Source organism: Micromonospora sp. DT178, assembly GCF_049841695.1.
In the GTDB taxonomy this organism is placed as follows: domain Bacteria; phylum Actinomycetota; class Actinomycetes; order Mycobacteriales; family Micromonosporaceae; genus Micromonospora.
Genome location: NZ_JBNCKV010000005.1, coordinates 90,931 through 116,047 on the forward strand (window position 1 = coordinate 90,931; position 25,117 = coordinate 116,047).

At 74.1% G+C, this 25,117-nt stretch carries 29 protein-coding genes; 19 read left to right on the forward strand and 10 right to left on the reverse strand.

Going from position 1 to position 25,117, the window contains the following annotated elements; genetic code table 11:
• The first annotated feature begins 154 nt into the window (after positions 1–154).
• The 7 genes from ACLQ22_RS11230 (at position 155) to ACLQ22_RS11260 (ending at position 6,676) form a co-directional block, all read left to right on the forward strand.
• Entirely contained in the window at positions 155–1,369 is a 1,215-nt protein-coding gene (locus ACLQ22_RS11230) for an LCP family protein (protein ID WP_425692225.1), read from the forward strand.
• Between the two features lie 237 nt (positions 1,370–1,606).
• On the forward strand, positions 1,607–2,524 hold the full coding sequence (locus ACLQ22_RS11235; protein WP_425692226.1) for an LCP family protein: 918 nt from the start codon (positions 1,607–1,609) through the stop codon (positions 2,522–2,524).
• 53 nt (positions 2,525–2,577) lie between these two features.
• The gene (locus ACLQ22_RS11240) at positions 2,578–2,913 is read left to right on the forward strand and encodes a rhodanese-like domain-containing protein (protein WP_121397485.1); all 336 of its coding nucleotides are present in this window, start codon (positions 2,578–2,580) and stop codon (positions 2,911–2,913) included.
• Between the two features lie 10 nt (positions 2,914–2,923).
• Positions 2,924–3,715, forward strand: a complete 792-nt coding sequence (locus ACLQ22_RS11245; RefSeq protein WP_425692227.1) for a glycerophosphodiester phosphodiesterase — start codon at positions 2,924–2,926, stop codon at positions 3,713–3,715.
• A gap of 73 nt (positions 3,716–3,788) precedes the next feature.
• Positions 3,789–5,246, forward strand: coding sequence for a PAS domain-containing sensor histidine kinase (locus ACLQ22_RS11250; protein WP_425692228.1), 1,458 nt, complete (start codon positions 3,789–3,791; stop codon positions 5,244–5,246).
• Between the two features lie 35 nt (positions 5,247–5,281).
• Positions 5,282–5,731 carry an ATP-binding protein gene (locus ACLQ22_RS11255; protein WP_121397482.1) on the forward strand — a complete coding sequence of 150 codons (450 nt, stop codon included), beginning with the start codon at positions 5,282–5,284 and terminating at the stop codon, positions 5,729–5,731.
• Between the two features lie 60 nt (positions 5,732–5,791).
• Entirely contained in the window at positions 5,792–6,676 is an 885-nt protein-coding gene (locus tag ACLQ22_RS11260; RefSeq protein WP_425692229.1) for a DUF5926 family protein, read from the forward strand.
• A 56-nt stretch (positions 6,677–6,732) separates the two neighbouring features.
• On the opposite strand, the gene ACLQ22_RS11265 is transcribed toward ACLQ22_RS11260, so the two are convergent.
• Entirely contained in the window at positions 6,733–7,962 is a 1,230-nt protein-coding gene (locus ACLQ22_RS11265) for an arginine deiminase (protein WP_425692230.1), read from the reverse strand.
• Between the two features lie 163 nt (positions 7,963–8,125).
• On the opposite strand from ACLQ22_RS11265, the gene ACLQ22_RS11270 reads away from it, so the two are divergent.
• From ACLQ22_RS11270 to pheA, 5 genes are all read left to right on the forward strand, one after another.
• A complete protein-coding gene (locus ACLQ22_RS11270; RefSeq protein ID WP_121397479.1) occupies positions 8,126–8,866 on the forward strand; it encodes a hypothetical protein in 741 nt (246 codons plus the stop codon).
• Positions 8,867–9,041: 175 nt separating this feature from the next.
• Complete coding sequence (locus ACLQ22_RS11275) at positions 9,042–9,500, forward strand: hypothetical protein (RefSeq protein ID WP_425692231.1); 459 nt, start codon at positions 9,042–9,044, stop codon at positions 9,498–9,500.
• 75 nt (positions 9,501–9,575) lie between these two features.
• The gene (locus ACLQ22_RS11280; RefSeq protein ID WP_121397477.1) at positions 9,576–9,965 is read left to right on the forward strand and encodes an ACT domain-containing protein; all 390 of its coding nucleotides are present in this window, start codon (positions 9,576–9,578) and stop codon (positions 9,963–9,965) included.
• Positions 9,966–10,225: 260 nt separating this feature from the next.
• Positions 10,226–10,723, forward strand: a complete 498-nt coding sequence (locus ACLQ22_RS11285) for a hypothetical protein (protein WP_425692468.1) — start codon at positions 10,226–10,228, stop codon at positions 10,721–10,723.
• 9 nt (positions 10,724–10,732) lie between these two features.
• A complete protein-coding gene (pheA, locus tag ACLQ22_RS11290; RefSeq protein ID WP_425692232.1) occupies positions 10,733–11,686 on the forward strand; it encodes a prephenate dehydratase in 954 nt (317 codons plus the stop codon).
• A 137-nt stretch (positions 11,687–11,823) separates the two neighbouring features.
• Here pheA and ACLQ22_RS11295 read toward each other — a convergent pair whose 3' ends face one another.
• The 3 genes from ACLQ22_RS11295 to ACLQ22_RS11305 form a co-directional block, all read right to left on the reverse strand.
• The gene (locus ACLQ22_RS11295; RefSeq protein ID WP_366641569.1) at positions 11,824–12,546 is read right to left on the reverse strand and encodes an AIM24 family protein; all 723 of its coding nucleotides are present in this window, start codon (positions 12,544–12,546) and stop codon (positions 11,824–11,826) included.
• Between the two features lie 66 nt (positions 12,547–12,612).
• Positions 12,613–12,957, reverse strand: a complete 345-nt coding sequence (locus ACLQ22_RS11300; protein WP_425692469.1) for a metallopeptidase family protein — start codon at positions 12,955–12,957, stop codon at positions 12,613–12,615.
• Between the two features lie 126 nt (positions 12,958–13,083).
• Positions 13,084–13,515: an OsmC family protein gene (locus tag ACLQ22_RS11305; protein WP_425692233.1), complete on the reverse strand. Its 432-nt coding sequence runs from the start codon at positions 13,513–13,515 to the stop codon at positions 13,084–13,086.
• A gap of 112 nt (positions 13,516–13,627) precedes the next feature.
• Between ACLQ22_RS11305 and ACLQ22_RS11310 the strand changes: the two genes are divergently transcribed.
• On the forward strand, positions 13,628–14,377 hold the full coding sequence (locus ACLQ22_RS11310; RefSeq protein ID WP_425692234.1) for a hypothetical protein: 750 nt from the start codon (positions 13,628–13,630) through the stop codon (positions 14,375–14,377).
• A gap of 52 nt (positions 14,378–14,429) precedes the next feature.
• On the opposite strand, the gene ACLQ22_RS11315 is transcribed toward ACLQ22_RS11310, so the two are convergent.
• Positions 14,430–14,951, reverse strand: coding sequence for a GNAT family N-acetyltransferase (locus ACLQ22_RS11315; protein ID WP_425692235.1), 522 nt, complete (start codon positions 14,949–14,951; stop codon positions 14,430–14,432).
• A gap of 193 nt (positions 14,952–15,144) precedes the next feature.
• On the opposite strand from ACLQ22_RS11315, the gene ACLQ22_RS11320 reads away from it, so the two are divergent.
• Positions 15,145–15,966 (forward strand): HAD family hydrolase, encoded by an 822-nt coding sequence (locus tag ACLQ22_RS11320; protein WP_416606296.1) that lies wholly within the window; start codon positions 15,145–15,147, stop codon positions 15,964–15,966.
• Complete coding sequence (locus ACLQ22_RS11325; protein ID WP_425692236.1) at positions 15,966–16,778, forward strand: HAD family hydrolase; 813 nt, start codon at positions 15,966–15,968, stop codon at positions 16,776–16,778. The genes ACLQ22_RS11320 and ACLQ22_RS11325 overlap by 1 nt, the downstream gene beginning before the upstream one ends.
• Positions 16,779–16,811: 33 nt before the next feature.
• Here ACLQ22_RS11325 and ACLQ22_RS11330 read toward each other — a convergent pair whose 3' ends face one another.
• Positions 16,812–17,420, reverse strand: coding sequence for a bacterial proteasome activator family protein (locus tag ACLQ22_RS11330; RefSeq protein ID WP_121399168.1), 609 nt, complete (start codon positions 17,418–17,420; stop codon positions 16,812–16,814).
• 83 nt (positions 17,421–17,503) lie between these two features.
• Between ACLQ22_RS11330 and ACLQ22_RS11335 the strand changes: the two genes are divergently transcribed.
• Positions 17,504–18,301 (forward strand): alpha/beta hydrolase family protein, encoded by a 798-nt coding sequence (locus ACLQ22_RS11335; RefSeq protein ID WP_425692237.1) that lies wholly within the window; start codon positions 17,504–17,506, stop codon positions 18,299–18,301.
• Between the two features lie 79 nt (positions 18,302–18,380).
• Positions 18,381–19,574 carry an ABC transporter substrate-binding protein gene (locus ACLQ22_RS11340; protein WP_425692238.1) on the forward strand — a complete coding sequence of 398 codons (1,194 nt, stop codon included), beginning with the start codon at positions 18,381–18,383 and terminating at the stop codon, positions 19,572–19,574.
• Positions 19,575–19,625: 51 nt separating this feature from the next.
• Here the strand turns inward: ACLQ22_RS11340 and ddaH are convergent, their stop codons facing one another.
• Positions 19,626–20,459 carry a dimethylargininase gene (ddaH, locus tag ACLQ22_RS11345; protein ID WP_425692239.1) on the reverse strand — a complete coding sequence of 278 codons (834 nt, stop codon included), beginning with the start codon at positions 20,457–20,459 and terminating at the stop codon, positions 19,626–19,628.
• Between the two features lie 59 nt (positions 20,460–20,518).
• Between ddaH and ACLQ22_RS11350 the strand changes: the two genes are divergently transcribed.
• Together ACLQ22_RS11350 and ACLQ22_RS11355 are read left to right on the forward strand one after the other, a co-directional pair.
• Positions 20,519–20,977, forward strand: a complete 459-nt coding sequence (locus ACLQ22_RS11350) for an Lrp/AsnC family transcriptional regulator (RefSeq protein WP_121397466.1) — start codon at positions 20,519–20,521, stop codon at positions 20,975–20,977.
• Between the two features lie 82 nt (positions 20,978–21,059).
• On the forward strand, positions 21,060–22,943 hold the full coding sequence (locus ACLQ22_RS11355) for a beta-propeller domain-containing protein (RefSeq protein WP_425692240.1): 1,884 nt from the start codon (positions 21,060–21,062) through the stop codon (positions 22,941–22,943).
• A 78-nt stretch (positions 22,944–23,021) separates the two neighbouring features.
• On the opposite strand, the gene ACLQ22_RS11360 is transcribed toward ACLQ22_RS11355, so the two are convergent.
• From ACLQ22_RS11360 to mobA, 3 genes are all read right to left on the reverse strand, one after another.
• Positions 23,022–24,128: a T3SS (YopN, CesT) and YbjN peptide-binding chaperone 1 gene (locus tag ACLQ22_RS11360; protein WP_425692241.1), complete on the reverse strand. Its 1,107-nt coding sequence runs from the start codon at positions 24,126–24,128 to the stop codon at positions 23,022–23,024.
• Positions 24,129–24,208: 80 nt separating this feature from the next.
• Complete coding sequence (locus ACLQ22_RS11365; RefSeq protein ID WP_416606308.1) at positions 24,209–24,475, reverse strand: DUF6457 domain-containing protein; 267 nt, start codon at positions 24,473–24,475, stop codon at positions 24,209–24,211.
• The gene (gene mobA / locus ACLQ22_RS11370) at positions 24,472–25,092 is read right to left on the reverse strand and encodes a molybdenum cofactor guanylyltransferase (protein ID WP_425692242.1); all 621 of its coding nucleotides are present in this window, start codon (positions 25,090–25,092) and stop codon (positions 24,472–24,474) included. Before mobA ends, ACLQ22_RS11365 begins: the two co-directional genes overlap by 4 nt.
• Positions 25,093–25,117 lie beyond the last annotated feature (25 nt).

Sequence of the window (25,117 nt, forward strand, 5' to 3'; positions counted from 1 at the left end):
GCCAACCGCCGACCAGCCGTATCGATCTGTCCGTTCGGTCAGTTTTCCTGGATGACGGCCGTACGAACGGTATTTGACGGTCGGACGACCTCGCCAGGACGGGAAAGCGTCCGTAAAGTGATCCCGCCCCCTGACAACGCGAGCTGGAGCACGCATGCCGGTTCAGACCAGCCGTCGCCCTCCGGCGCTGGAGTCCCCCCGTGGCCCGGTCCGGGCCTCCACGAGCATCCCGAAGCAGCCCGTCAAGGGCGGCAAGCCCGGTGGCGGGTCCGCGAAGAAGCGGTCGCGCCGCAAGGACCCGCTCTGGGCCCGACTCACCCTGATCTTCGGCGCCGTGCTGATGGTCGCCAGCGGTGCGGCGATCGTCGGCAGCAAGGCGCTGATCAGCAGCGCCACCGGCAACATCGCCCAGCGCAACCTGCTCGGTGACGCGGGCAAGACCGACGCCGAGGGTGGCGCCAGCCTGGACGGCCCGATCGACATGCTGCTGCTCGGTGTGGACGCCCGGGAGCGGTGGGCGGCCGACGACGTGCGGGCGGACAGCATCATCGTGCTGCACATCCCGGCGACGCACGACCAGGCGTACCTGATCTCGATCCCCCGGGACACCGAGGCCCAGATCCCGGCCTTCAAGAAGAGCGGCTACTCCGGCGGCACCGACAAGATCAACGCAGCGTTCCAGGCCGGCGCCCGCAACGGCGGTGGCTGGGAGGGCGGCGCCCAGCTGATGGCGCAGACGATCAAGAAGATGACCGGGATCAGCTTCGACGGCGCGGCGATCATCAACTTCGGCGGATTCAAGAACGTCATCGAGGCCCTCGGCACCGTGCGCATCTGCGTCAAGCAGGAGGTCGAGTCGATCCACATGTCGTACGTCGACGGCAAGCCGATGTGGAACGCCGACGCGAAGAAGACCGGCAAGCAGCGGACGCCCGTGGTGCACAAGAAGGGCTGCCGCGAGATGGAGGGCTGGGCGGCGCTGGACTACTCCCGGCAGCGCAAGAGCCTCAAGAACGGCGACTACGACCGGCAGCAGAACCAGCAGCAGCTGATCAAGGCGATGGCGAAGAAGGCCACCGAGGACGGGACGCTGACCAATCCGATCAAGCTGAACAAGCTGATGGACGCGGCCGGCAAGGCGTTCATCCTCGACACCGGCGGCGTGCCGGTCGCCGACTTCGTCTTCACCATGCGCGGGGTGACCGGCAACGACCTGGTGATGCTGAAGACCAACGGCGGCACCTTCCACAGCGACGGCACCCGCGAGACGCTCAGCGAGCAGACGCTGGACATGTTCCGCGCGGCGAAGCAGGACAAACTGGCCGAATTCGTCTTCGCCAACCCCGAGGTGGTCTCGAACCGCGAGTGACGCCGTCCGCGCCGGTCCACCGGGCGATGTCGGCGAACCGGCCCGGACGGCCGGGGCCGGCCCCTAGCCTGACGTGAGAAGCATTCACGTACGGGTCGCGGGGGAGGCGTCACGTCCAGATCGACGGGCGACGGTCGGGGCCGGGCCGGGGGCCGGCCCGCCCGGCCGCCCCGCGCCCGCTGGCCCCGCCTGCTGCTCGGCCTGGGCCTGGCCCTGGTCCTGCTGGCCGGGCTCGCCGTGGCGGGCCTGAAGGCGCTGACCGACCGGTACGAGGGCAGCGTCGTCCGGGAGCAACTGCTCGACCCCACCGCCCGCCGGGAGCGCACCGACCCCGACGGGCCGCTGAACTACCTGCTGGTGGGGACCGACCGGTGGCAGAGCGGCAGCGCGGCGGACCGACGCTCGGACACCATCCTCATCGTGCACGTCCCCGCCGGCGGGCGCGAGGCGTACCTGGTCTCCGTCCCCCGGGACCTGCTCGTCGCCATCCCCGCCGGCAACGGCTACGGCGGCGGCCAGGACAAGATCAACGCGGCGTACGAGCACGGCGGCGGCGGCCAGGCGGGCACCCGGCTGCTCTCGGCCACCCTGTCCCGGTTGACCGGCATCCGCTTCGACGGCGCGGCCCTGATCGACTTCTCCGGCCTCCGCAAGGTCATCGACCTGCTCGGCGGCGTACGCATGTGCGTCGACACCGAGGTCCGCTCGATCCACACCGACCGCGTCTTCCCGCCCGGCTGCCAGCAGATGGACGGCGGCCAGGCGCTGGACTACGTCCGGCAGCGCTACGACCTGCCGGGCGGCGACTACGACCGGCAGACCCACCAGCAGCAACTGCTCCGGGCGATGCTGGAGCGCACAAGTGAGACGTCGCTGCGGACCAACCCGGTCAAACTGGACCAGGTGATCCGCGCCGTGGGCGGCTCGTTGACCGTGGACACCAACGGCGTACCGCTGGAGGACCTGGTCCTCGCGCTGCGCGACCTGCCGGCCGACGCGCTGCGCGGCGTGCAGGTCCCCTCCCACCCGCAGACCATCGACCAGGTGTCGTACGTGGTGCTCGACAACGGCGGGAACGGCCTCTTCGAGGCGGTACGCGGCACCCGCGTGCCGGACTGGGCGCGGGCCAACCCGCGGTGGGTCACCCGGTTGTGACGCCGGGGGGCGGCCCGCCACCGGCCGTCCGGGCGAGGATCTAGGCTTGGCCCGTGTTCGGATCCCAGGTTCCCACCGTGACCGTGACCGAGATCGCCGACGACGCGTACCTGCTCGACGTCCGGGAGGACGACGAGTGGCACGCCGGCCACGCCCCCGGCGCGCACCACCTGCCGATGATGGAACTGCCGGCCCGCATCGCCGAGGTGCCGACCGACCGCGACGTCGCCGTCATCTGCCGCTCCGGCGGGCGCTCCGCACAGGTCGTCACCTACCTGATGCGCAACGGCTGGGACCAGGTGCGCAACGTCGAGGGCGGGATGGGCCAGTGGGCCGCCGCCGGGCGACCGGTGGTCGGCGAGGACGGGCAGCCGGGCCGGGTCCTCTAGGACGGGCGGGATGGACGCCCCTCTCGTCTTCGCCCACCGCGGTTCCTCCCACGACCTGCCCGAGCACACCCTCGCGGCCTACCTGCGGGCCCTCGACGAGGGTGCCGACGGGCTGGAGTGCGACGTCCGGCTGACCCGGGACGGGCACCTGGTCTGCGTGCACGACCGCCGGCTCGACCGCACCAGCAACGGCCAGGGGCTGGTCAGCGCCCGCACCCTCGCGGAGCTGGAGGCGCTGGACTTCGGCTCCTGGCACCCCGGCTGCGCGCCCGCCGACGGCGACGAGGTGCTAAACAATTCGCACACGCGCCTGCTCACCCTGGAGCGGCTGCTGGACGCGGTGCTGGCCGCGGGCAGGCCGGTGCGGCTGCTGATCGAGACCAAGCACCCCTCCCGCCACGGCGGGAACGTCGAGCGCCGGCTCGTCGCAATGCTGCGCCGGTACGGCCTGGCCGAGCCGAAACCGGACGACCCGGTACGGGTCACCGTCATGTCGTTCTCGCCGCTGGCCGTACGCCGGATCCGGGGGCTGGCCCCCGCGCTGCCCACGGTGCTGCTGCTGGATGTGCTGCCGCGCTGGATACGGCCGGGGCGGCTGCCGTTCGGCACCCGGATCGCCGGCCCCGGCGTCGCCCTGGTGCGGGCCCGCCCGCAGCTGGTGCCGGCCCTGCGGGCGGCGGGCAACCAGGTCTTCGTGTGGACCGTCAACGAGCCGGCGGACCTGGACCTCGTCCTGGCCGCCGGGGTGGACGGCATCATCACCGACCGGCCGGCGCACACGCTGGCCAGCCTGGGCCGCTGACCGGGGTGGCGCCGGGCGGAGGCCGGGTCGGGCAGGGGTGTCCCGGGACGGACCGGCGGGGCACACTCGGAGGATGCCGGAGCGCACCGACCTCTCCGCTCTCATCGCCGGCCAGACCACGGTGATCGAAATGATCAACTCGGGCGGCACCGGCCTTCCGGTGCTCACCCACCTGCTCCGCGTGGCCCGGTCGGCGCTCGGCGCGGCGGGCACGGCGTTCGTCGAGTTCGCCCCGACCGGCGGCCGGGTGATCGCCGCGACCGGCGCCGCCGAGTGGGCCGTCGGCCACCCCGTGCCGGCCGACGACCCCGCCACCGTCTGCCTGCTCTCCGGCGCGCGGGTACGCCAGGTCCGCACGGACGAGCTCACCGGCAGGCTCTGCGGTGAGCTCGCCGAGCGGGGCCTGCTCCGGATGGTGGTCTCCCGCGCGGAGATCGGCGGGCTGACGGTCGGCAGCCTGCACGTGCTCTATCCCGACGGCGAAGACCCGCTGGACGCCGAGCAGCACGCCGTCGCGGGCTACCTGGCCTCCTGCATCGCCCACATGTACGGCGACCAGACCGGGCTGCCCGTGCACGGCGACGGGCCGGTGGTGGCGGCGCTGGCGGACGGCCTGGCCGTGGTCGACCGGGACAACCACGTCCGGCTCTGGAACCCGGCCGCCGCCCGGGTCACCGGCCGTTCCGTGGCCCAGGCGCTCAATCGCCCACTGCCCTTCCCGCTGCCCCCGTCCGGGCGGGTGCTCGACCACCGGATGCCGGACGGCCGCTGGCTCAAGATCACCTCTGGCGAGCTGCCCGGCCCCGGCACCCTGCGGGTGGTCACCTTCCGGGACATCACCGACCAGCAGCGCCGCGACCACGACCGGGACCTCTTCGTGGCGGTGACCAGCCACGAGCTGCGTACGCCGGTGACCGTGATCAAGGGCTACGCGGACACGCTCACCGACCACTGGGAGTCGCTGACCGAGACCGATCGGCGGCAGGCCGCCCGCGTGATCGGGCAACGCGCCAACGAGCTGGCCCGGCTGGTGGACCGGCTGCTCTCCTCCGCCGCCGAGGCGGGGCCGGGCGACGAGCCGCCCGCCCCGTACGACCTCGGTGACGCGCTGCGCGCGGCGGCGGTCGACCTGCCGGCGGAGCTGCGGCAGCGGCTCGTCCTCCGCCTCCCCGCGGACCTGCCCAAGGCGCTCGGCCACCGGCTGAGCCTGGCCACCATACTCACGGAGCTGTGCACGAACGCCGGTAAGTACTCCGCGCCGGGCTCGCTCATCGAGATCACCGCCGACGCGGACGGGTCGACGGTCTCCTTCCAGGTGCGCGACCGGGGCATCGGCATCCGGCCGGAGCACGTGGAGCGGGCCTTCGACCGGTTCTGGCAGGGCGAGTCGGGCGACCGCCGCCGCTATGCCGGGGCCGGACTCGGCCTCTATCTCGTCCGTCGGATCGTTGAACAGCAGAATGGATGGGTATCCCTACGGCCGAGGGCCGGTGGCGGTACGGTCGCAGAGGTGCGGCTGCCCCGCGGGTGACCGGCGACGGGCAACGGGGGCGTGAAGGGACGAAGGTGTCGACGGGAGCTGCCGATCGGGCGTGGTGCGTGGTGGTGCCCCACCACGCCGCTGGGGCACGGGTGGCGCGGCGACGCCTCGCCGAGGAACTGGCCGACGTCGTACCCCCGCCGCTCCTGGCCGACCTCGTCGCGGTCCTGGCCGAGCTGGTCGGCAACGCGATCCGGCACGCCGATCCGCTGCCCGGCGGAGTGGTCCGGGTGGCCTGGCGGCTGCGTCACTCGCCCGGCGGCCAGCAGGTGCAGCTCCGGGTGACCGACGGCGGCGCCGCCGCGGGCCCCACGATGCGGATCGCCGACACCGACGCCGTCGACGGCCGGGGGCTGCACATCGTCTCGGGGCTGGCCGACCGTTGGGGCGTCGAGCGCGACGGCCTGGGCCAGAGCGTGTGGGCCGAGTTCGACCCTGCCGACGTCACCCGGTCGGACCTGGCCGTGGCCGGCTGACCGACCGCGAGGGCGGGTCCTGCCCCCGCCGATCGGCGGGGGCCTCTAGGCTGTCTCGCCGTGAGCAAGCGTCGAAAGAGCCAGCGGGCCGCCGAAGCCACCCCCAAGCGGGAGAAGGTACGGGACATCTTCGTGCCCCGACCGTTCGAGGGGCTGACCGACGAGCCGGAGTGGATCGCCCTGCGGGAACTGGTGCCGGCCGCCTCGGCGCCGCTGCGGCTGGCCCCCGCCCTGGTCGAGGAGTTCGGCGACCGGGAGGTCACCCTGGCCACCGTGCTGCCGATGGCCACCCCCGCCATGACCAAGCCGGACGGGCGGGTCCTCATCGGGCTCCAGCGTCACCTCCAGTCGGGCGACGTCTCCCGGGACCTGGCCGAGGCGCTGCTCTGCGCGCTGCGGGCCGAGCCGGGCCGCCCGGTGCCCGTGCCGCCGCTGCCCGGCCCCGGCCCCCGGTTGCAGGACGTCCTCGTCGACGGCCCGCTGGAGGTCAGCATGCACGACGGGTTCGAGTTCTGGCTCGACCCGGGGGCCGGCGACGACCCGAACGTGCAGGCGTCCCTGGAGCGGGCGAACGCCGCGATCTACCCCACCGTGCGGCTCGCCGCCGCCCGGGCCGCGTACTGGTGCCAGGTGCCGGAGAAGGCGCACGTGCGCTGGGTGCTGCCCGACGACGAGGACGCCGCGCTGGACGCGCTGGCCCGGCTGAGCGTCGCCGGCACGCTGGTGCTCGGCGAGAACACCCGGTTCGCGGGCATGTTCCGGGCCCACGGCCGGCTGGTGCCGGTGTGGGACCTGCCGGAGGACGTCCCGGCCGCCGACTGGGAGCAGCCGGTCGCCGACTTCGCCAAGCGGTACGCGGAGGCGCTCGCCGAGCCCGCCCCGCTGGACGCCGCCGGCCGCCGGTCCCGCCACGGCCTGCTCGGCCGCCAACTCACCCTGCGCTGAGCCGGGTGCCCCCGCCGCCACCCGGCGGGGGCATCGCGGCCTCCCGCGGGGAGGTGTCAGGCAGGTTCCCGGCCCTGACCGCCCAGCGGCTCGCGGACCAGCGGGCAGGACATGCAGCGCGGTCCGCCCCGGCCCGAGCCCAGCTCCGAGCCGGCGATCGGGATCACCTCGATGCCGGCCCGCTCCAGCTGCGCGTTGGTCTCCGTGTTGCGCTCGTAGCCCACGCAGAGCCGGGGCGCGATCGCCAGGGTGTTGTTGCCGTCGTCCCACTGCTCGCGTTCCGCGGTGACCGGGTCCAGGCCGGTGTCGATGACCCGGAGCTGGGGCAGGTCCATCGCGTCGGCGGCGGCCCGCAGGAACGGCGCCGGGCCGTCCACCCGCGGGTCCTCGCCGTCCGCCCCGGCGATCACCGTGTACGCCGACAGCGTGTGGGCGATGTTCGGGTACATCAGCACGGCGTCGACGTCCACCATCGTGCAGACGGTGTCGAGGTGCATGGTCGCCCGTTCCTGGGCGATCGGCACGACGAGGATGGTGTGCGCGAGCCCGGCGGCGAAGACCTGCCGGGCGAGGCGTTCCGCGCCGGCGGGCGTGGTCCGCTCGCCCACCCCGACGGCCAGCACCCCCGGCGCAAGCAGCAGCACGTCGCCGCCCTCCAGGTGCTCCAGGCCGGGCTGGTAGACGAGCTCGGTGCCGGCGAAGCGCGGGTGGTGCCGGTAGATGGCGTCGGTCAGCGTGGTCTCCCGCCGCCGCGCCGGCATCGCCAGGCTGGTCACCCCGACCCGGTCGCCGACCCAGAACGAGGAGTCCCGGGTGAACAGCAGGTTGGGCAGCGGGTCGATGACGAAGTCGTGCCGGTCCATCAGGGTGTAGACGAGGCCGCCCGGCCGCTCCCGGCTGACCCGCAGCTCCTCGTGGGCCAGCCCGGCGATGAGCACGTCGGCGAGCGCGACGGGGTCGAGGTACGCGAGGTGGTCGGCGACCCGGGCGCGCAGCGAGTCGCCGAGCCTGGGCGAACGGAGCACCTCCTCGGTGAGCTCGGCCCGCGCGTCGGCGACGGCGAGCGTCTCGGCGAGGAGGGTGGCAAGGTAGAGCACCTCGACGCCGCGCTCGCGCAGGGCGGCGGCGAAGGCGTCGTGCTCCTCCTGGGCGCGGCCGACCCACGGGATGGCGTCGAAGAGGAGCGAGTCGTTGTTGCGGGGGGTGAGCCGGGCGAGCTCAGGACCGGGGCGGTGCAGCAGCACCGTCCCGAGCCGACCGACTTCGCTGTCCACGTAGTGGGTCACCCTCGCAGCGTAGGGCAGGGTTTGGCGGCATCCGATAAAACAGGGGTGGGTGAATATGGCATTCATCCGCACTCACTCCGGCGTTCCAACTTGCCGACACAGGGGACTGGCAACGTAGGGTAGTGAGGACATAACTTCGAGGGACCTTTTGCCGGAGGTCGCGATGACTGTCTTTCCCGCTCGTCAAGCCGTACCGTCCGCCCGGGCACTGCCGCCCGCGGCGGTGCCACACCCCCGCGTGGAGTCGCCGGGGGTGCTCGCACCCGTCCGTCCGTCCCCGTTGGAGTGGGCCCGCCGCCGCAGGGCGGAACGGGGCGCCCGACGGCTGGAGGCGGCCGGGGCACGGGCGCTCGGCCGGCTCGACCATCTCGGGCCCGCGTGGCACGTCATCGAGTGGCCCCGCACGGACGCCTCAGACCTCCTGCTCGACCACGAACGCGACGAACGCGCCGGCTTCCTCGCCATCGGGCCGAGCGGGCTCTTCGCGGTCACCATCGCCGACCACGGCCGGGCCCGGGTCCTGGTAGCCGGCGACGTGGTCCAGATCAACGGCAAGCGACCGCCCTACGTGGCCGAGGCCCGCCGCGACGCCAAGCGCGCCAGCAAGGCCCTCTCCGACGCCGTGGGGCTGCCGATTCCGGTGACGCCGGTGCTGACCTTCGTCGGCTCCGGCGTCATCAGCGTCTACGGCCTGCCGAAGGACTGCCTCATGGCCACCCACCGCGAGCTGGACCGCCTGCTCGTCGCCGGGGGCAGCCGGATCAGTCCGGCCACGGCCGAGAAGCTCTCCCGGGTCGCGCAGCACCCGGAGACCTGGGTGAACGGCGCGTACCGCCCCGCCGCGGACTACCGGTGGTACGAGGGCGGCCGAACGGCCGCTGACAAGCCGGCCAACCGACGGTAACGTCACCGGCGACGCCACGCACCCGGGTGCCGGTCGGCACCCGTCGATCGCGCCGTCGCCGGCCGTCTGGTCAGGGCATCCCTCACCCACCGGCGGCCCGGCGACCACGCGCGGTCGGCGTCACCCGCGACGACCGGCTAGCGTGGACGGACCGTCGGTGTACATAGGAGGCGCGGTGGCCCACGTCGAACTCTCGCTCTCTGACGTGTTCGTGCCCGCGGCGGGAACAACGACAGGGCAGGAGTTCGACAATCTCGGTCGGTGGTCGTCGACCGTCTCCCACGCCGACGAGCCGTGCCTGCTCATCGACTCCGGGACGAGGGTCGTCGCCGTCTCCGTCGCCGGTTGCGAGCTGCTCTGCCTGGGCCACCCGGAGGACGTGACCGGGCTGCCGCTGCTCGACGGCGGGCTACGGCTGCTCGACTTCACGGCCAACCGCTGCGAGCTGACCGAGCCCGAGATCGACAAGATCCCGCCGCTGCTGGCCCTCTCCTCCGGGCGCCTGGCCCGAGGGCTGCTCCGGGTCCAGGCCGCGTCGACCGACGCGCCGGACTCGACCGTCGACGCGATCTCCACCCCGGTGTTCACCAGCGGGACGGTCGCCGGTTCGCTCACGTTCTTCTCCCCGGTCTGACCAGCGGCGGGATGTGGCGTTCGCCGCACGCGGCGAATCTGGGGCGGGCCCGCACCGAGGCCGTAAGGTGCCCACATGCTCGATATCGCTCTGCTGCCGGGGAAGTACGCCGTGTGCCGCCTGGCCGCCGGCTCCGCCCTGCCGCCCGAGTTGTCGGGCGGGCTGAGCAACGGCGACGTCGTCACGGTGAGCTGGACGGCCGACGGGATCTCGCTGATCTGCCCCGCCGACCGGGCGCCCGAGCAGGCCGTCGGCGAGACCGCCTGGCGCTGCCTGCGGGTCGCCGAACCGCTCGACCTGGCGGTCAGCGGCACCCTCGCCGCGCTGGTGGACCCGCTCGCCGCAGCCCGGGTCAGCGTGGTCGCCTTCTCCACCTACGACACCGACTACCTGTTGGTTCCCGCCGTGCGGCTCCGCGAGGCGACCGCCGCGCTGGAGCGCGCCGGCCATCGCGTCCTCGGCTGATCTTCACCCGGCCGCCGGTTCCTCCTAGGATGGGCTCGGCCTCCCGGCCGCAGTGACGCTCCCCGATGTCCCGAGGATCGGCCGTGCCGCCCACCCCCTCGCGCCACGCCACGCCCGCCCGACCGCCCGGCCCCGCCGCCCGGCCCGGAGCGGTTCAGCCGTGCGCCCCGACCGACCGGCCGTCGGCTCCGCCCCCGCCGCTCGCCCGCGCGTCGTCCCGCCCGGCCCCGCCGGCGTGCGCCCGCCGCCTCGCAGCCGTCGTGCTGCTGGCCGCGCTGCCCCTCGCCGGCTGCGGCACCCCACCGGAGCTGCGCCGCCCGGCCCCGACCACCGCCCCGACCCGCACCGCGGTCCCCACCACGCCCAGCGCCGCGCCGACGCCCCCGCCCGCCACCGGCCTGCCCGGCACCGGGGGGATCACCCCCACGGTCGACCCCGGCCTGGTCGCGGTCCCGTGCCCGGACGGCCCCTCGGGAACACGGATCGTCGACCTGGTGCGCGGCCGGGGTGGCGTGCTGCCGAACGGCGTCCGGGTGCGGGTGCGGACCGGACCGCTCTGCGCCGGTGAGTGGCACTACACGGTGCTCGACGTGACCGGGCACGAGACGCTCCAGGTGATCACCCAGGGCCGGCCGGGTGCCCCGCGGCTGGTCACCGCCGGCACCGACGTCTGCACCGCCGAGGTCCGCGCCGCCGGGCCGCCCGGCATCCGGACGCGCGTCTGCGAGGGCGGGTCGCTCGGCGTACCGGGTGCGTAGGCTGTCGCCATGCCGGGAACACCGCCGACGCGCTTCGTCTACCTCGGGCCGGAGGGCACCTTCGCCGAGCAGGCGTTGAACAGCATCCCCGCCGCCGAGCGGGGCAGCCGCACGCCGGCCCGCAGCGTCCCCGAGGCGCTGGAGAACGTACGGGCCGGGGAGGCGGACTCGGCCCTGGTGCCGCTGGAGAACTCGATCGGCGGCGCGGTCGGGGTGACCCTGGACGAACTCGCCGAGGGCGAGCCCCTGGTGATCACCCGCGAGGTGATCCTGCCGGTCGAGTTCGTGCTCGCCGCGCGGCCCGGCACGACGTTCCCGCACGTGCGCAGCGTCGCCGCCCACCCGCAGGCGTCCACCCAGTGCCGGGGTTGGCTGCGCGCGCACCTGCCCGACGCGGTCGTGGTCGACGTGCTCTCCAACGGCGCAGCCGCCGCCGGAGCCGCCGCCGGCGAGTACGACGCGGCGATCTGCGCCCCGATCGGCGCCGGCCGGCACCGGTTGGACGTGCTCGCCGACAAGATCGCCGACCACCCGGACGCGGTGACCCGCTTCGCCCTGGTGTCCCGTCCCGGGCCGCCCCCGCCGCCGACCGGCGACGACGTGACGTCCCTGGCGGTCTACATCGCCCACGACCGGGTCGGCGCGCTGCTGTCCGTGCTGATGGAGTTGGCCGTCCGTGGGATCAACATGAGCCGGATCGAGTCCCGCCCGACCGGCGAGGCGCTCGGCCGGTACGTCTTCTTCCTCGACTGCGCCGGGCACGTGGCGGACGTGCGGCTCGGCGAGGCGTTGCAGGGGCTGCGCCGGGTCTGCGCCGACGTGCGCTTCCTGGGCTCGTACCCCCGGCACCGGTTCCCCGGGACGGGCGACCGCCCGATCCCGGCCCCCGCCGGCCTCTCGGACGCCGACTACGCCGACGCCGCCGCCTGGCTGGCCCGCCTCCGCGCCGGCGACCTCAGCTGACGGCAGTCCCGGAACCGCACCGCGGCTGACCGCGGCCCCCACAACGGCACCGCCCCCGACCCGCGTCGGATCCGGCGGGGCCGGTCGGCGCGGGGCGGGGGCGGTGCGAGGCGGTGCGGTGCGGTGCGGGACGTGCCTCAGCTGAGCAGGCCGCCGAGGAGCCCGCCCTGCTGCTCCTGGGTGCCGCTGCCCATGATGGGCGGCTCCTCGGAGGGCTGGACGACGACGAAGCCCTGACCGGCGAAGCTCATCGTGAACGACTCGCCGGTGCGCCGGCCCAGCAGCGTGCCGAGGCCGAGCTGCTCGGCGCGGTGGTAGCCGGTCTGGAGGTTGGCCGACCAACAGACCGCCGCCTGCGGGTCGACGTAGGTGGGAGCGTCCACGCTCAGCACCACCGGGGTGCCCTTGGTGGTGATGGCGATCCGACCGTGACCGCTGAAGACGCAGTTGAACAGGCCGGAGGAGGACGCCATGCCGGCTCCGCCGACCATCCGGATGTCGTACTGGAGGGTGGAGTCGAAGGCCAGCACGCTGGAGCCGTTGATGGAGAGCGCGTCGCCGGGCTCCAGGTCGATGACGTGCACGTCCTTGGCGAAGTCGGCGAGGAACACGTCGCCCCGGCCGGAGACCTTCATCAGCGGGACGCCCTCGCCGGTCAGCTTCTGCTTGAGGAACTTGCCGAGCCCGCCGGAGCCGAGCGCCTGGAACTGCACCTGCCCCTGGTAGGCGACCATCGACCCGACCCGGGCCATCGCCTCGCCGTTGAGTTCGATCTTTAACATCTTGGAGTTCTGCAGCCGCATGCCGGGCTGCGCGGACTCCTTCTCAAGGTTCTCCGCCGAGAACAGCTCGCTGCGCATTGGAAGTGCCTCCTGAGTTCGCGGTACCTGGACCGACGGTAGGCGACGGAGGCAACAACCGGCCGCCTAGCCCCAGCCCAGCTCGTGCAGGCGGGCGTCGTCGATGCCGAAGTGGTGGGCGATCTCGTGCACCACCGTCACCGCGACCTCGTCGACGACGTCCTCGTCGTCGTCGCAGATGCGCAGGATGGGGTTGCGGTAGATCAGGATGCGGTCCGGCAGCACGCCGGCGTAGTCCCAGCCGCGTTCGGTGAGGGCGTGCCCCTCGTAGAGGCCGAGCAGGTCCTCGCCGGGGGGCGGGTCGTCCTCCACCAGGATCACGACGTTGCTCATCAGGCCGAGGAGTTCCTCGGGCACCTCGTCGAGCGCGTCACCGACCAGCTCCTCGAAGCGCTCGCGACTCATCTCCACCGGCACCCCGCCCATTCTGCCCGACGACACGGCCCGCCCGCGCCGGTCGGACCCGCCGGCCCGCGCCGGCGGGCCGCCACGGGGAGCGTGGTCCCCGTGACGGTCGACGCCGACGGACGGGGACGGTCAGGAGGCGAGGCGGGCGGTCAGGCTGATCTGGGTGCCCGGGGCGAGCAGGCGGGAGATCGGGCAGTTCTCCTTGGCGGTCTCCGCGAGCTTGGTGAACTGCGCCTCGTCGATGCCGGGCACCTGGCCGACGGTGTCCAGCTCGATCCGGGTCACCGTCATTCCGGCGTCGGTCTTGTCGAGGTGGACCTTGGCGGTGGTCTCCACCGAGGTGGGCGGCGAGCCGGCCTCGGCGAGGGCCTTGGAGAACGCCATCGAGAAGCAGCCGGCGTGGGCCGCACCGATCAGCTCCTCGGGGTTGGTGCCCTCACCCTCCTCGAACCGGGACTTGAAGGAGTAGTTCCCCTCCAGCCCGCCCTTGCCGGTGCGGATCGTGCCGGACCCCTCGGTGAGGTTGCCCTGCCATTGTGCGGAAGCGGTACGGATAGGCATGCACCCGACGCTAGCCCAACGGGCACCCGCTGGCGACCGTTCACGCTCCGCGTCGCCGGGTGCGTACTGTGTCATGATTCGGGGCAGGCCCGCGAACGCGGAAGGGTGGCCGATGTCCCAGGATTCCCCCATTCCCCGGCAGGAACAGCGGTCCGACGGTGCGGCCGTCCTGGAGTGGGGCAGCAGCACGGAGCCGGACGGGCCGGGGCGGTTCGGGCGTACGTTCTCCGGCCTGGGCCGGGACCGCCGGCTCCCCGTGCTGCTCGCGGCGCTCGGCGCGGTGGCCGCCCTCGCCTCGATGCTCGGCGAGTGGCAGGTGATGACCATCCCCAACGGCGGCCCGCAGGGCAACACGCCGCTGCGGGTGCCGGGCGGGGTGTCCGATGTCGGCGGGTTCGGGGTGGGCTACCTGGTCGGGCTGTTCGCCCTGGTCTGCGCGGTGGTGCTCGCGCTGCGCGGCACTCCCGCGGTGCGTCCGAACGCCCGGCTCGCCGGGCTGGCCGTGGCCGTGGCGCTGCTGGGGCTGCTGGTCGCGGCCACCGCCTCGCTCGACGAGGCCGCCCAACGCGTCTTCTTCTACTCGACGGACGACGGGTTCCAGGTCGAGTACGGCCGGGGCCTGGTGACGGCGTTCCTAGCCTGTGCGCTCTTCGCGGCGGCGCTGAAGCTGGCCCCGGCCGGCGCGGCCCGGCTCCCCGGGGAGGCGGACGACGCGGTCGGGACGGACGGCGGGGACGAGGCGGAGCCGGTGGGCTGGCGCCGCCGCGGGTCGCGGGACGTGGTGGACGACGGGCCGCCCGCGCCGGCCGACCTCACCGTCGGGCCGACCGTCCCCTTCGCGCGCCCCGAACCCCGGGACTGACCGGTCGCCGGCCCCACCCCGCTCCGGTGACCGCCGGCGCGCCCGGCGTCACTCAGGGGGCCACCCAGCGGACCTCGCCGTCCGACCGCTCGTCGGTGGCCCGCAGGCCGAGCCGCTCGGCCACCCGGGCGGAGGCCCGATGGTCGGGGTGCACGTGCGCGACCAGCGCCCGGACGCCGTGCTCCGCCAGCCAGCCGACCAGGCCGACGGCGGCCTCGCCGGCGTAGCCGCGGCCCTGGTGCGGCGCCAGGACGACCCAGGCCAGCTCGGCGACCGGCCGGTCGCCGTCGAGCCGCACGGTGGCCTGCACGGTGCCGACCGCCTCGCCGCTGTCCCGGTGCCGGACGACCCAGTTGAGCCAGCCCTCCCGGCCGTCCGGGGACCGCCCGGCCGTCTGCCGGCGGTACCGCTCCCGCAGCTGCTGCGGGGTGGCCGGGCTGCCGCCGATGAACTCGTGCAGGGCCGGGTCGTCCAGGAGCGGGGCGAGTTCCTCGGCGTGGTCGACGCGGAGCGGCTCCAGCAGCAGCCGCTCGGTGTCGACTGCCTCCGCCACCGGCCAGTCCCGCTCTCCCACCCGTCCACCGTACGGCCACCGGAGGGTCCCGGACGGGACACCGGCGGGCCGTCGACCGTTGGCACCGCATTCGCCGAAACGCCATGGTCGGGACCCGTTCCGCGAGGTACGTTTGCTGCCCGCCGTCACCGAGGGGTCGAGGCACCGAGGACCGAGACGGCTGGCTGCGACGGCGGCGGGCGAAGGAGGAACGATGACCCGCCCGGGCCTGCCCAAGCTGATCGCCACGGATCTCGACGGGACGCTCGTCCGCAGCGACGAGACCGTCTCCGCGTACACCCACGAGGTGCTCGACCGGGTGCGGGCCGCCGGTATCCCGGTGGTCGGCGCCACCGGTCGCGGGCCCCGGCTGGCCGAACTGACCCGCAACGACATCCGGGCCGCGGACTTCCTGGTGATGGCCGGCGGCGGCCGGGTCGTCGACCAGAGCGACCCGTCCGGGCCGGTGGTGCTGCGCGACGAGCGCCTCTCCGCCGAGGTGCTGGCCACGCTGCTGGCCGACCTGGAGGCGGCCGTCGGGCCGCTGACCGTGATGGTCGAGGCGTCGGACGAGCACGACGCGCCGCTCTGGGGCGACTACCACCCGAGCTGGCCCTACCAGGACGCGTTCGAGACGCGCAGCCGCGCCGAGTGCCTCTCCTGCGACGTGATCAAGGCGTTCGTCCGGACCGCCGACCACCACGTCGACGAACTGCTCGCGGTCGCCCGGCAGGTCGTCCCGCCGGAGGTGGCCACGCTCACCCAGGCCGGGCTGGGCTTCGTCGAGATCTGCCCGCCGGGGGTCGACAAGTCCACCGGGCTGACCGTGGTGGCGCAGCGCCTCGGCGTCGACCCGGCCGAGGTGCTGGTCTTCGGCGACATGCCCAACGACCTGCCGATGTTCGAGTGGGCCGGCTGGGCCCGGGTCGCGGTCTCCAACGCCCACCCGACGGTCCGCGCCGTCGCGGACGAGGTGACCCTGCGCAACGACGACGACGGGGTGGCGGTGTACCTCGATCGGCTACTGTCCCGCTGATGGGAGAGGCACCACGGCTGATCGCCACCGACATCGACGGCACCCTGCTCAGGGACGACCGCACGCTCAGCCCGCACACCGCCGAGGTGCTGGCCCGGCTGTCCGCGCGGGGCACGCCGGTCGTGCTGGTCACCGGCCGTCCCATCCGCTGGCTGAAGATGGTGTACGAGCAGCTCGCCGAGCCGCTGCCGGCGATCTGCGCCAACGGCGCGGTGGTCTACGACCCGGTCGCGGACGAGGTGCTGCGGGCCGATCCGCTCGCCCCGCAACTGCTCGCCGAGGTGGCCCGGCGGCTGCGCGCCGAGGTGCCCGAGGTCAGCTTCGCGGTGGAGATCGTCGACAGCCGGCAGATGCGGCACGAGGCGCACTACCCGCTGCGCTGGGACGCCGACCACGACGCGATCCGGGCGGTCGAGACCCCCGAGGAGCTGCTGTCGGCGCCGGCGGTGAAGCTGCTGGCCCGCTCCGCGGAGCAGGATCCGGACGCGTTCGTCGCGCTGGTGGCCGCGGCCCTCGGAGGGCTGGCCGAGGCGACGCACTCGTCGTACTCGGGGCTGGTGGAGATCTCCGCCGCCGGCGTGACCAAGGCGGCCGGGCTGGCGTGGTACTGCGCGCGGCTCGGCATCGACGCCCGGGACGTGCTCGCCTTCGGCGACATGCCGAACGACGTGCCGATGCTGACCTGGGCCGGTCGGGGAGTGGCGGTGGCGAACGCGCACCGCGCCGTCCTGGAGATCGCCGACGAGGTCACGGCGGCGAACTCGGCGGACGGCGTCGCGGCGTACCTGGAGAAGGTCTTCGGGGTGGGGTGAGCGGCCGGCCGGCGTTCCCGGCCGGCCGCGCGGTCAGAGGTACTGGCCGGTGCTGTGCCCCTCGCCGCCCTGCGGCGGCTGGCCCATCCCCGGCATGCCCGGCAGCATGCCGCCGCCGGGGCCGCTGGGCAGCGCCTGCCGGCCGGAGCGCATCTGCTCCAGCTGCACCCGGGCGGCCATCTGCTGCGCGACCAGGGCCGCCTGGATGCCGTGGAACAGGCCCTCCAGCCAGCCGACGAGCTGGGCGTGCGCGATGCGCAGCTCGCCCTCGCTGGGCGCCTTCTCCTCGGTGAAGGGCAGCGAGATGCGTTCCAGCTCCTCGCGCAGCTCGGGGGCGAGCCCCTCCTTCAGCTCGACGATCGACCGCTCGTGGATCTCCCGCATCCGGTGCCGGCTGGCGTCGTCGAGCGGGGCGGCCTTGACCTCCTCGAGCAGCTGCTTGATCATGCTGCCGATCCGCATCACCTTGGCCGGCTGCTCGACCAGTCGGGTCGGGTCCTCGCCGTGTGCCTCGTCGGTCTGCACGGTGCCGACGGGTCGCCCGTCCGGGCCGACCACCACCACCGTTCCGGAGTGACCGGTGCCATCCTGGCCCGGCTCGTCGTTCTGTCCAGCGGAGTGCGCTTCGGTCATGGGACCCATCTTTACCCAGCCGCGAGCGCCCATGCGCCCGGGGACCGATCCCCGGCCTCGGATCCGCGCGTGATCCGCGCTACGGTCGCGCCATGCCCGCCGACCCCCGCGACGTGCTCAGCCGGCCCGCTCCGGCCCCCGACGCCACCGTCTCCTACGGCGACCACCCGGACCAGCTCGCCGACCTGCGTGCCCCGGCCGGGTCGGGCCCGGCCGGGCGGCTGGTCGTCGTGGTGCACGGCGGCTTCTGGCGGGCCGAGTACGACCGGCGGCACACCGACCCGCTGGCCGCCGCGCTGGCCGGGCTGGGCCACCCCGTGGCGCAGGTGGAGTACCGCCGGACGGGGCAGCCGGGTGGCGGCTGGCCGACGACGCTGACCGACGTGCTGACCGGCGTGGCGGAGCTGCCCCGGCTCGCGGCCGAGGCGCTGCCCGGCCGGGTCGCCGCCGGGCCGCCGCTGCTGGTGGGCCACTCGGCGGGGGGACACCTGGCGTTGTACGTGGCCGCGACCGCCCCGGACACCGTCGGCGGCGTGCTGGCGCTGGCCCCGGTGTCGAACCTCGCGGAGGCGTACCGGCTGGACCTGGACGAGGGGGCGGTGGCCGCGCTGCTGGGCGGCGGTCCGGCGGACCACCCCGAGCGGTACGCCGCAGCGGATCCACGGTCATTGGTGCCCGTACCGACACGGACAGTAGTCGCACATGGCGCGCTGGATCAGCACGTGCCGGTCGGGATGAGCCGGGAGTTCGTCGCCGCCGACCGGGCGGCGGGCGGCGACATTCACCTCGTTGAGCTGCCGGAATGCGAGCATTTCGGGCTCATCGATCCGGAGTCCGCGGCGTGGCCGCAGATCACGGCTGCTTTCCGATCACTGCGGAAAGATCGCTAAGCATTGACGCAGCGTCGCTGACCGGGTAGAACGCCGAGGGGGCGTGATCCGCCCTGCAACGCTCCCCGGAAGGAACTCGGTGTCGCAGATGAACCGCAGGCGGGCCCTCCAACTGCTGGCCGCGCTCGGTACGGCCGGACTGGTCGCCGGGTGCGGCACCGACGACGCCGACGGCGAGACGGCCACGGGCAGCCCGATCAAGATCGGCCTCGTGGCGCCGACCAGCGGCGGCCTCAAGGCGATCGGCGACGAGATCACCAACGGCTTCCAGCTCTTCCTCGACCTCAACGACAAGCTGCTGGGCGGGCACCCCACCACCCTGCTCACCGCCGACGAGGGCGAGAGCGTCAAGACCGGCAAGGCCGCCGTCGAGGGGCTGCTGAAGCAGGGCGTGCTCGCCCTCACCGGCGTGGTCGACGCGAACGTCATGTCCGGCATCCGGGACACCGTCGAGCAGGCCCGGGTGCCCCTGATCGGTTCCAACGCCTCGCCGTCCAGCCTCCAGAGCGTCGTCTACATCTGGCGGACGTCGTACGTGCTCGACGAGGCCGGCCGGGCGCTGGGCCGCTACCTGCGCGAACAACTGGAACCGTCGGCACGGCTGGCGATCATCGCGCCGGACAGCGTGGGCAGCCAGGACGTGGTGCGGGGCTTCCGGCAGGAGTTCGGCGAGTCCGACCCCCGGATCAAGGACGCGGTGGTCTCGACCGAGGTCTTCACCAACCCGTCGAAGTCCGCGTACCGGGCCGACATCCGCAAGGCGCTGGGCCGCAACCCGACGGCGGTGTTCTGCTTCTTCGCCGGGCCGGCGGCCGTCGAGTTCATCAAGCAGTTGCGCATCGAGGGGTTCACCGGCAAGGTCTACGCCCCCGGCTTCCTGACCGAGGGCGCCGTGCTGAGCAGCGTCAAGGCCGAGGACGCGCTGGGCATCCAGACGGCGCTCAACTACTCGTCCGACCTGAACAACACGGCCAACCGCCGGTTCGCCTCGGCGTACCGCAAGAAGCACGGCACCTCGCCGACCACCTACGCGATGGCCTCGTACGACGCCGCGCAGGTGCTCGACCAGGCGATCCGGATCGCCGGCGGGTCACCCACCCCGCAGCAGGTCAACCTGGCCCTCGGCAAGATCGGCCAGATCGACAGCCCGCGCGGGGTGTGGCAGTTCAACCAGCCGCGCACGCCGCAGCAGAAGTGGTACCTGCGCGAGGTCCAGCTCGACGGCCAGGTCCTGTCCAACGTCCTGGTCACCGAACTGGCCACCCTCGGCTGACCCCCACCCCCGCCCCAGGCGGTGGGGCGGGGGTGGGACGGCAGGAGTGAGTCAGGGGCGGAGTTCGGCGATGCAGCACTTCACGCTGCCGCCGCCCTTCTTCAGCTCGGCCAGCTCGACCGGGACCGGGTGGTAGCCGGCCGCCTTCAGCTTCCCGGCCAGCCGGGTCGCCTCGCTGTTCAGCACGACGTTGAGCCCGTCGCTGACCAGGTTGAGGCCGAAGGCCAGGGCGTCCTCGGCGTCGGCGACCACCGCGTCGGGGAAGAGCTGTGTGAGCACCCGCTGGCTGGCGGCGGAGAAGGCGCCCGGGTAGTAGACGACGTTCTCGTCGTCGATCGAGGCGAGCGCGACGTCCAGGTGGTAGAAGCGCGGGTCGACCAGGCGCAGCGACACCACGGGGCGGCCGAGCGCCTCCTGCGCCTCGGCGTGCGCCGGCAGCTCGGTGCGGAAGCCGTGCCCGGCGAGGATCAGCCCACCGTGCGCCTCCGGCAGGTACGCGAAGTCGCCCTCGCCCTCGTTGGTCTCGATCGGCGCGATGAACCGCCAGCCCCGCGACTCGTAGAACGCCCGGTGCGCGGCGGCCTCGGCGGTCCGCTGCTCGTGCTTGAACTGCGCGCCGTAGACCGTGCCGTCGACCACGAACGCCCCGTTGGCCGCGTAGACCATGTCGGGCAGCCCCCGCTCGGGGGTCAGCAGGTGCACCTCGTGGCCGAGACCGACCAGGGTCTCCCGCAGCCGGTCCCACTGCTTGACCGCAAGCTCCGAGTCGACCGGGGTGCTCACGTCCATCCACGGGTTGATCGCGTACTCGACCGCGAAGTGCTCGGGCGAGCACATGAGATATGTCCGCTTTCGCGGGACTCGCTGCTGGTTCACGGTGACCAAGAGTAGGTACCCTCGAACTTTGGTAACAGCCACAACCGTTGCTTCGCAGAGGCGGAACGTTGCAGATAGATGCCGTAGACCAGCGGATCATTGCGTTGCTCGTCGCGGACGCCCGCGCCTCGTACGCCGACATCGGTCAGCGGGTCTCGCTCTCCGCCCCGGCGGTCAAACGGCGGGTGGACCGGCTGCGGGCGGCCGGCGTGATCCGGGGCTTCACCGCCGTCGTCGACCCCGCCGCCGTCGGCTGGACCACCGAGGCGTTCGTCGAGCTGTTCTGCGCCGGCCGGACCACCCCGGCCCAGATCGGGGTGGCCACCCGCCGGCACCCCGAGGTGGTCGGCGCGTACACCGTCTCGGGTGAGGCCGACGCGCTCGTACACCTGCGGGCCGCCGACATCGGACACCTGGAGGCGGCGCTGGAGCGGCTGCGGGCCGAGCCCTTCGTGACCTCGACCCGGAGCACCATCGTGCTCTCCCGGCTCGTGGACTCCCCCGGCGTCGGCCCCTCTCCCCGCTGACCGGGGCGGGCGCGGCGGACAGGCGGCGCGGAAGGGCGACGGAGGGCCGGAACCGTCCGCCGGTCGGGCGCGTCGAACCGCCATGACACGGGGAGCCCCCATCTTCGCGGTCGGCACGCTGGCCGCGCTCACCCTGCTCGGCGGCAGCGCGTTCCCGGCGGCGCCGCCCGACCCGGCCGTCCCGAGGCGGCCGACGGCCGCACCCCTGCTGGTCTCCTACGACTCCTGCGCCCAGGCGCTCGCCGGGCTCCGCGCCGCCGCCGGGGCCTCCGTCGGCCCGTGGGGCTTCGGCAACGGCTGGCGCACCGGGGCCGCCTTCGGCGACGTTCCCAAGGACGCGTCCGGGGCCCGGGCCTCGGCCCAGTCCGCCCAGCCCGCCCAGGAGCACTCCGCGACCAACGTGCACGAGGCCGGCGCGGACGAACCCGACCTGGTCAAGACGGACGGGCGGCGGATCGTGACCGTCACCCGGGGCGTGCTGCGGGTGGTGGACCCGGCCGCCCGGCGGGAGACCGGCCGCCTCGACCTCACGCGGTCGACGCCGGAGCTGAGCTGGGGGGAGCAGGCGACCCTGCTGTTGCACGGCGACCGGGCGCTGGTGCTGACCCAGATGGGCCCGGAACTCCAGCGGGCGACCCGCGCCGCGCGGCCCCGCACCGCGCCGAGCCTGATCCTGGTCGACCTCGCGGGCACGCCACGGGTGCTCGGCACCTACCGGATGGACGGGAGCCTCGTCGACGCCCGCCAGACGGGGACCACCGCGCGGGTCGTGGTCCGCAGCCGTCCCCAGCTGGTCTTCCCGTACGCCGAATGGGGCACCGACGCGACGCGGACCGCCGCCAACCGCGCGGTGATCGCCGCCGCCGGGGTGGAGGCGTGGCTGCCGGCGTACGAATGGACGGCCGGGGCGGAACGGCACGTGGGCCGGGTCGGCTGCGACCGGCTGAGCCGGCCACCCACCTGGTCCGGGACGTCGATGCTGACCGTGCTGAGCTTCGACCTCGCCGGCGACCGGCTCGGCGACGGCGACCCGGTCAGCGTCGCCGCCGACGCCACCACCGTCTACGGCACCGGGAGCAGTCTCTACCTCGCCGGGGAACGGCAGGTGCCGCGCCGGCCCGGCTCGTTCCGTGGGGACGTCCGGCGGCCGGACCCGCAGGTCACCGAGATCCACCGGTTCGACACCGGCGCGCCCGGGCGTCCCCGCTACGTGGCCTCCGGTTCGGTGCCCGGGTCGCTCGTCAACCAGTACGCCCTCTCCGAGTGGCAGGGGCACCTGCGGGTGGCCACCACCACGGGCGACGCCTGGGGCACCCGGCCGAACTCGGAGTCCGCCGTGTACGTGCTGCGTCCCGACGGGGAGACGCTGGTCCGGACGGGCGCGGTCACCGGCCTCGGCCCGGGCGAGCGGATCTACTCTGTGCGCTTCCTCGGCGGCTCCGCGTACGTGGTCACGTTCCGGCTCACCGATCCGCTCTACGCGGTCGACCTGACCGACCCGACCGCGCCCCGGGTCACCGGGGAGCTGAAGATCACCGGATACTCGGCGTACCTGCACCCGCTGCCCAAGGGCCGGCTGCTCGGGGTGGGCCAGGAGGCCGACCGGCGGGGACGGGCGCAGGGGCTCCAGGTCTCGCTGTTCGACGTACGCGACCCGGCCCGCCCGGCCCGGCTCGACCAGTGGCACGTGCCGAGGGCGTACTCCGCGCTGGAGCACGACACGCACGCCTTCCTGCACCACCCGGAGACGGGCCTGGTCGCCCTGCCGGTCGGCGACGACGTACGGCTGCTGCGGGTGTCCGGGACCGACATCGGCGAGGTCGGCACGGTCTCCCACACCGGCCCGGCGGGCCCGGTCCTCCGGTCGTTGCTGGTCGGGGACGTGCTGTGGACCGTCTCGGCCGCCGGCCTGCGGGCCACCGATCCGACCACCGCCCGGAGCCTGGACTGGCTCCCCGTGACCTGATCCTCCCTCCCCGGCGGGTGGGGCCCGGTTTCTCGGGGTTTCCGGGCCCCACCCGCCACCACCGAGGGCGGGCGTGGCTCAGAGGTACATGCCGGTGCGGTGTTCCTCCTGGTCCCGCTTGACCGGCTTGTCCCCCTCGCCGAAGAACCGCTTCCCGCCGAACTCGCCGTGCAGGCGGTCGTCCAGCTCGTCCGCGAGCCCGGTCATCACCTGGACCGCGAGCATGAGGTGGGTGGCCTGGAAGTTGCGGCCGAAGACGGGGATGGACGCCCACACGGTGTCGTCGGCGCAGTAGAGCCGGCCGATCGGCATCCGGTTGGTCAGCTCGGAGAGCTTCACGTAGAGCCGCTCGGTCGGCTCGACCTCGGTCAGCACCGGGGAGAAGACGTCCACCAGCGGCGGGTTGTCGCGGACCCGGACGAAGACCATCGCCGAGCCGGCACGGATGTTGATGTCGCCGTCGGAGTCGACCTGCAACCGGTCCGAGTCCGACTTGAGCATGGTCGAGACGACCGTGCGGACCTGCTCGGCGAGCGCGGCGACGTCGTGCTCGGGCGCCTGGGCGGCGGCGGCCGCCGCGAGCGCCTCGTCCAGGTCGGCCTCGACGTTGCGGTCCGGACCGAACTCGCTGCGGGCGGTGCCCAGCGGCTCCACCGGCAACGGCTCACCCTCGGCGTCGTGGATGAGGTAGACGAGGAAGGCGGGGTGCGGGGCGCCGTAGACGTCGCGCAGCGTCCGGGTGAGCAGGGCCGCCAGTCGGGTCGCCTCGGCGGTGCCGCCGTCCAGCCCGAAGTGCTCGCCGGAGCCCTCCACCACGCCGGGCGGCGACCAGCCGAGCGCGATCATGTCCGCCACGGCGGCCCGGTCCAGCCGGTAGCCCTCCGGCAGGGTCGCGTTGCCGACCGCGCGGGCGGCAAGCCGGCCCTCCTCACCGACGTCGATGCTGACCGAGTAGACCGCGTCGCCGGTGCCGGAGGCGGTGGGGTCGAGGGTCAGCGCGACGTGCGTGCCCGTGGGCAGCGCCGCCAACCGCTCGGCGAGCGCCCGGGCGAACTCGTGCCAGGCCTGGGTGACCTTGGCCCGCAGGTCGGCCGTACTGGGCTCGTCGAGCAGGATCGGCTCGTGGTGCGCCGGCAGGGTGCCGGGCGAGTCGCCGCCCGGCGCCGAGGGGTGGTCTGCCGTCATGATCGCCTCCGTCCGTCAAGGTCACCCTACCCACGGAACGGGGGAGACGAATCAGGCCGACCGTGATCGGACAGCGGAGGTCAGGCGGGTGTTCCGCCCGCGCGTTCGGCGCCGAGCTCGACCGGCCAGGCGGCGGCCAGCGCGCTGAGCCGGGCCGCGGCGCCGGCCGGGTCCGCGCCCCGCCCGACCGCCAGCCCGAGCAGGTACGCGGTGACGGGCGCGCCCGGCCGCAGCACCTGGTGCGCCACGTCCTTGGCCAGGTCGAGCACGGCCGGCACCGGCACCTGGGCGGGGTCCAGGTCCAGCTCGGCACAGGCCGCCGTCACCCAGTCGTCCATGACCGTCATCGCGTCCACTCCTCCGCCCGGCGTACGTCCTCGTCAGTGTCGCAGTCGAACCAGGGCGGCGGGCCGGCACCGGACCACGGCACCTCGCGCACCCGCAGCCCGGCGAGCAGCGCCCTGATCGGTGCCCCCGCCAGCGTCGCGGCGGACCCGTCGGGCTGCCCGCTGGCGCGCTCGGCGGCGAGGCGGTCCAGGGCGGCGCGCAGCGGGGCCACCCGCCACACCCCGCAGAGGGTCTGCCGCCACCCGTCGCCGTCGACGTAGCAGGCGCCGTCGTGACCGGCGTCGAGACGGTCGAGCAACTCCCCGACCGCCGCGCGGGTGAGCAGGGGCAGGTCGGCGGCGAGCAGAGCGACCACCGGCGTACCGGGGTCGAGCAGGGCCAGCCCGGCCGCGGCGGCGGCGACGGGGCCGCCGCCCGGCGGTTCCTCCCGGGTCACCCGAACCCCGGCGGGCACCGGCCCGGGCGGGCCGACCAGGATGCGCGGCGCGGCATCGGCGACCGCGGCCAGCACCCGGTCCCGCATCGGCAGGCCGCCGACCGTCCGGGCGGGCTTGTCCACGCCACCCATCCGCCGCGCGGCGCCGCCCGCCAGCACCACCGCCGCGTACGCGTCCATCCGGTCACGGTAGCCGCGCGACGCC

What these genes read in the sequence shown, in the direction of transcription:
- ACLQ22_RS11295 (WP_366641569.1), bottom strand. Translation starts at nt 12,546, where the DNA reads ATGCGCAGCGAGCTGTTCTCGGCGGAGAACCTTGAGAAGGAGTCCGCG.
- ACLQ22_RS11305 (WP_425692233.1), bottom strand. Translation starts at nt 13,515, where the DNA reads ATGCCTATCCGTACCGCTTCCGCACAATGGCAGGGCAACCTCACCGAG.
- ACLQ22_RS11280 (WP_121397477.1), top strand. Translation starts at nt 9,576, where the DNA reads ATGCTCGATATCGCTCTGCTGCCGGGGAAGTACGCCGTGTGCCGCCTG.
- mobA (WP_425692242.1), bottom strand. Translation starts at nt 25,092, where the DNA reads ATGGACGCGTACGCGGCGGTGGTGCTGGCGGGCGGCGCCGCGCGGCGG.
- ACLQ22_RS11325 (WP_425692236.1), top strand. Translation starts at nt 15,966, where the DNA reads ATGGGAGAGGCACCACGGCTGATCGCCACCGACATCGACGGCACCCTG.
- ACLQ22_RS11310 (WP_425692234.1), top strand. Translation starts at nt 13,628, where the DNA reads ATGTCCCAGGATTCCCCCATTCCCCGGCAGGAACAGCGGTCCGACGGT.
- ACLQ22_RS11365 (WP_416606308.1), bottom strand. Translation starts at nt 24,475, where the DNA reads ATGACGGTCATGGACGACTGGGTGACGGCGGCCTGTGCCGAGCTGGAC.
- ACLQ22_RS11360 (WP_425692241.1), bottom strand. Translation starts at nt 24,128, where the DNA reads ATGACGGCAGACCACCCCTCGGCGCCGGGCGGCGACTCGCCCGGCACC.
- ACLQ22_RS11245 (WP_425692227.1), top strand. Translation starts at nt 2,924, where the DNA reads ATGGACGCCCCTCTCGTCTTCGCCCACCGCGGTTCCTCCCACGACCTG.
- ACLQ22_RS11270 (WP_121397479.1), top strand. Translation starts at nt 8,126, where the DNA reads ATGACTGTCTTTCCCGCTCGTCAAGCCGTACCGTCCGCCCGGGCACTG.
- pheA (WP_425692232.1), top strand. Translation starts at nt 10,733, where the DNA reads ATGCCGGGAACACCGCCGACGCGCTTCGTCTACCTCGGGCCGGAGGGC.
- ACLQ22_RS11335 (WP_425692237.1), top strand. Translation starts at nt 17,504, where the DNA reads ATGCCCGCCGACCCCCGCGACGTGCTCAGCCGGCCCGCTCCGGCCCCC.
- ACLQ22_RS11250 (WP_425692228.1), top strand. Translation starts at nt 3,789, where the DNA reads ATGCCGGAGCGCACCGACCTCTCCGCTCTCATCGCCGGCCAGACCACG.
- ACLQ22_RS11330 (WP_121399168.1), bottom strand. Translation starts at nt 17,420, where the DNA reads ATGGGTCCCATGACCGAAGCGCACTCCGCTGGACAGAACGACGAGCCG.
- ACLQ22_RS11355 (WP_425692240.1), top strand. Translation starts at nt 21,060, where the DNA reads ATGACACGGGGAGCCCCCATCTTCGCGGTCGGCACGCTGGCCGCGCTC.
- ACLQ22_RS11230 (WP_425692225.1), top strand. Translation starts at nt 155, where the DNA reads ATGCCGGTTCAGACCAGCCGTCGCCCTCCGGCGCTGGAGTCCCCCCGT.
- ACLQ22_RS11320 (WP_416606296.1), top strand. Translation starts at nt 15,145, where the DNA reads ATGACCCGCCCGGGCCTGCCCAAGCTGATCGCCACGGATCTCGACGGG.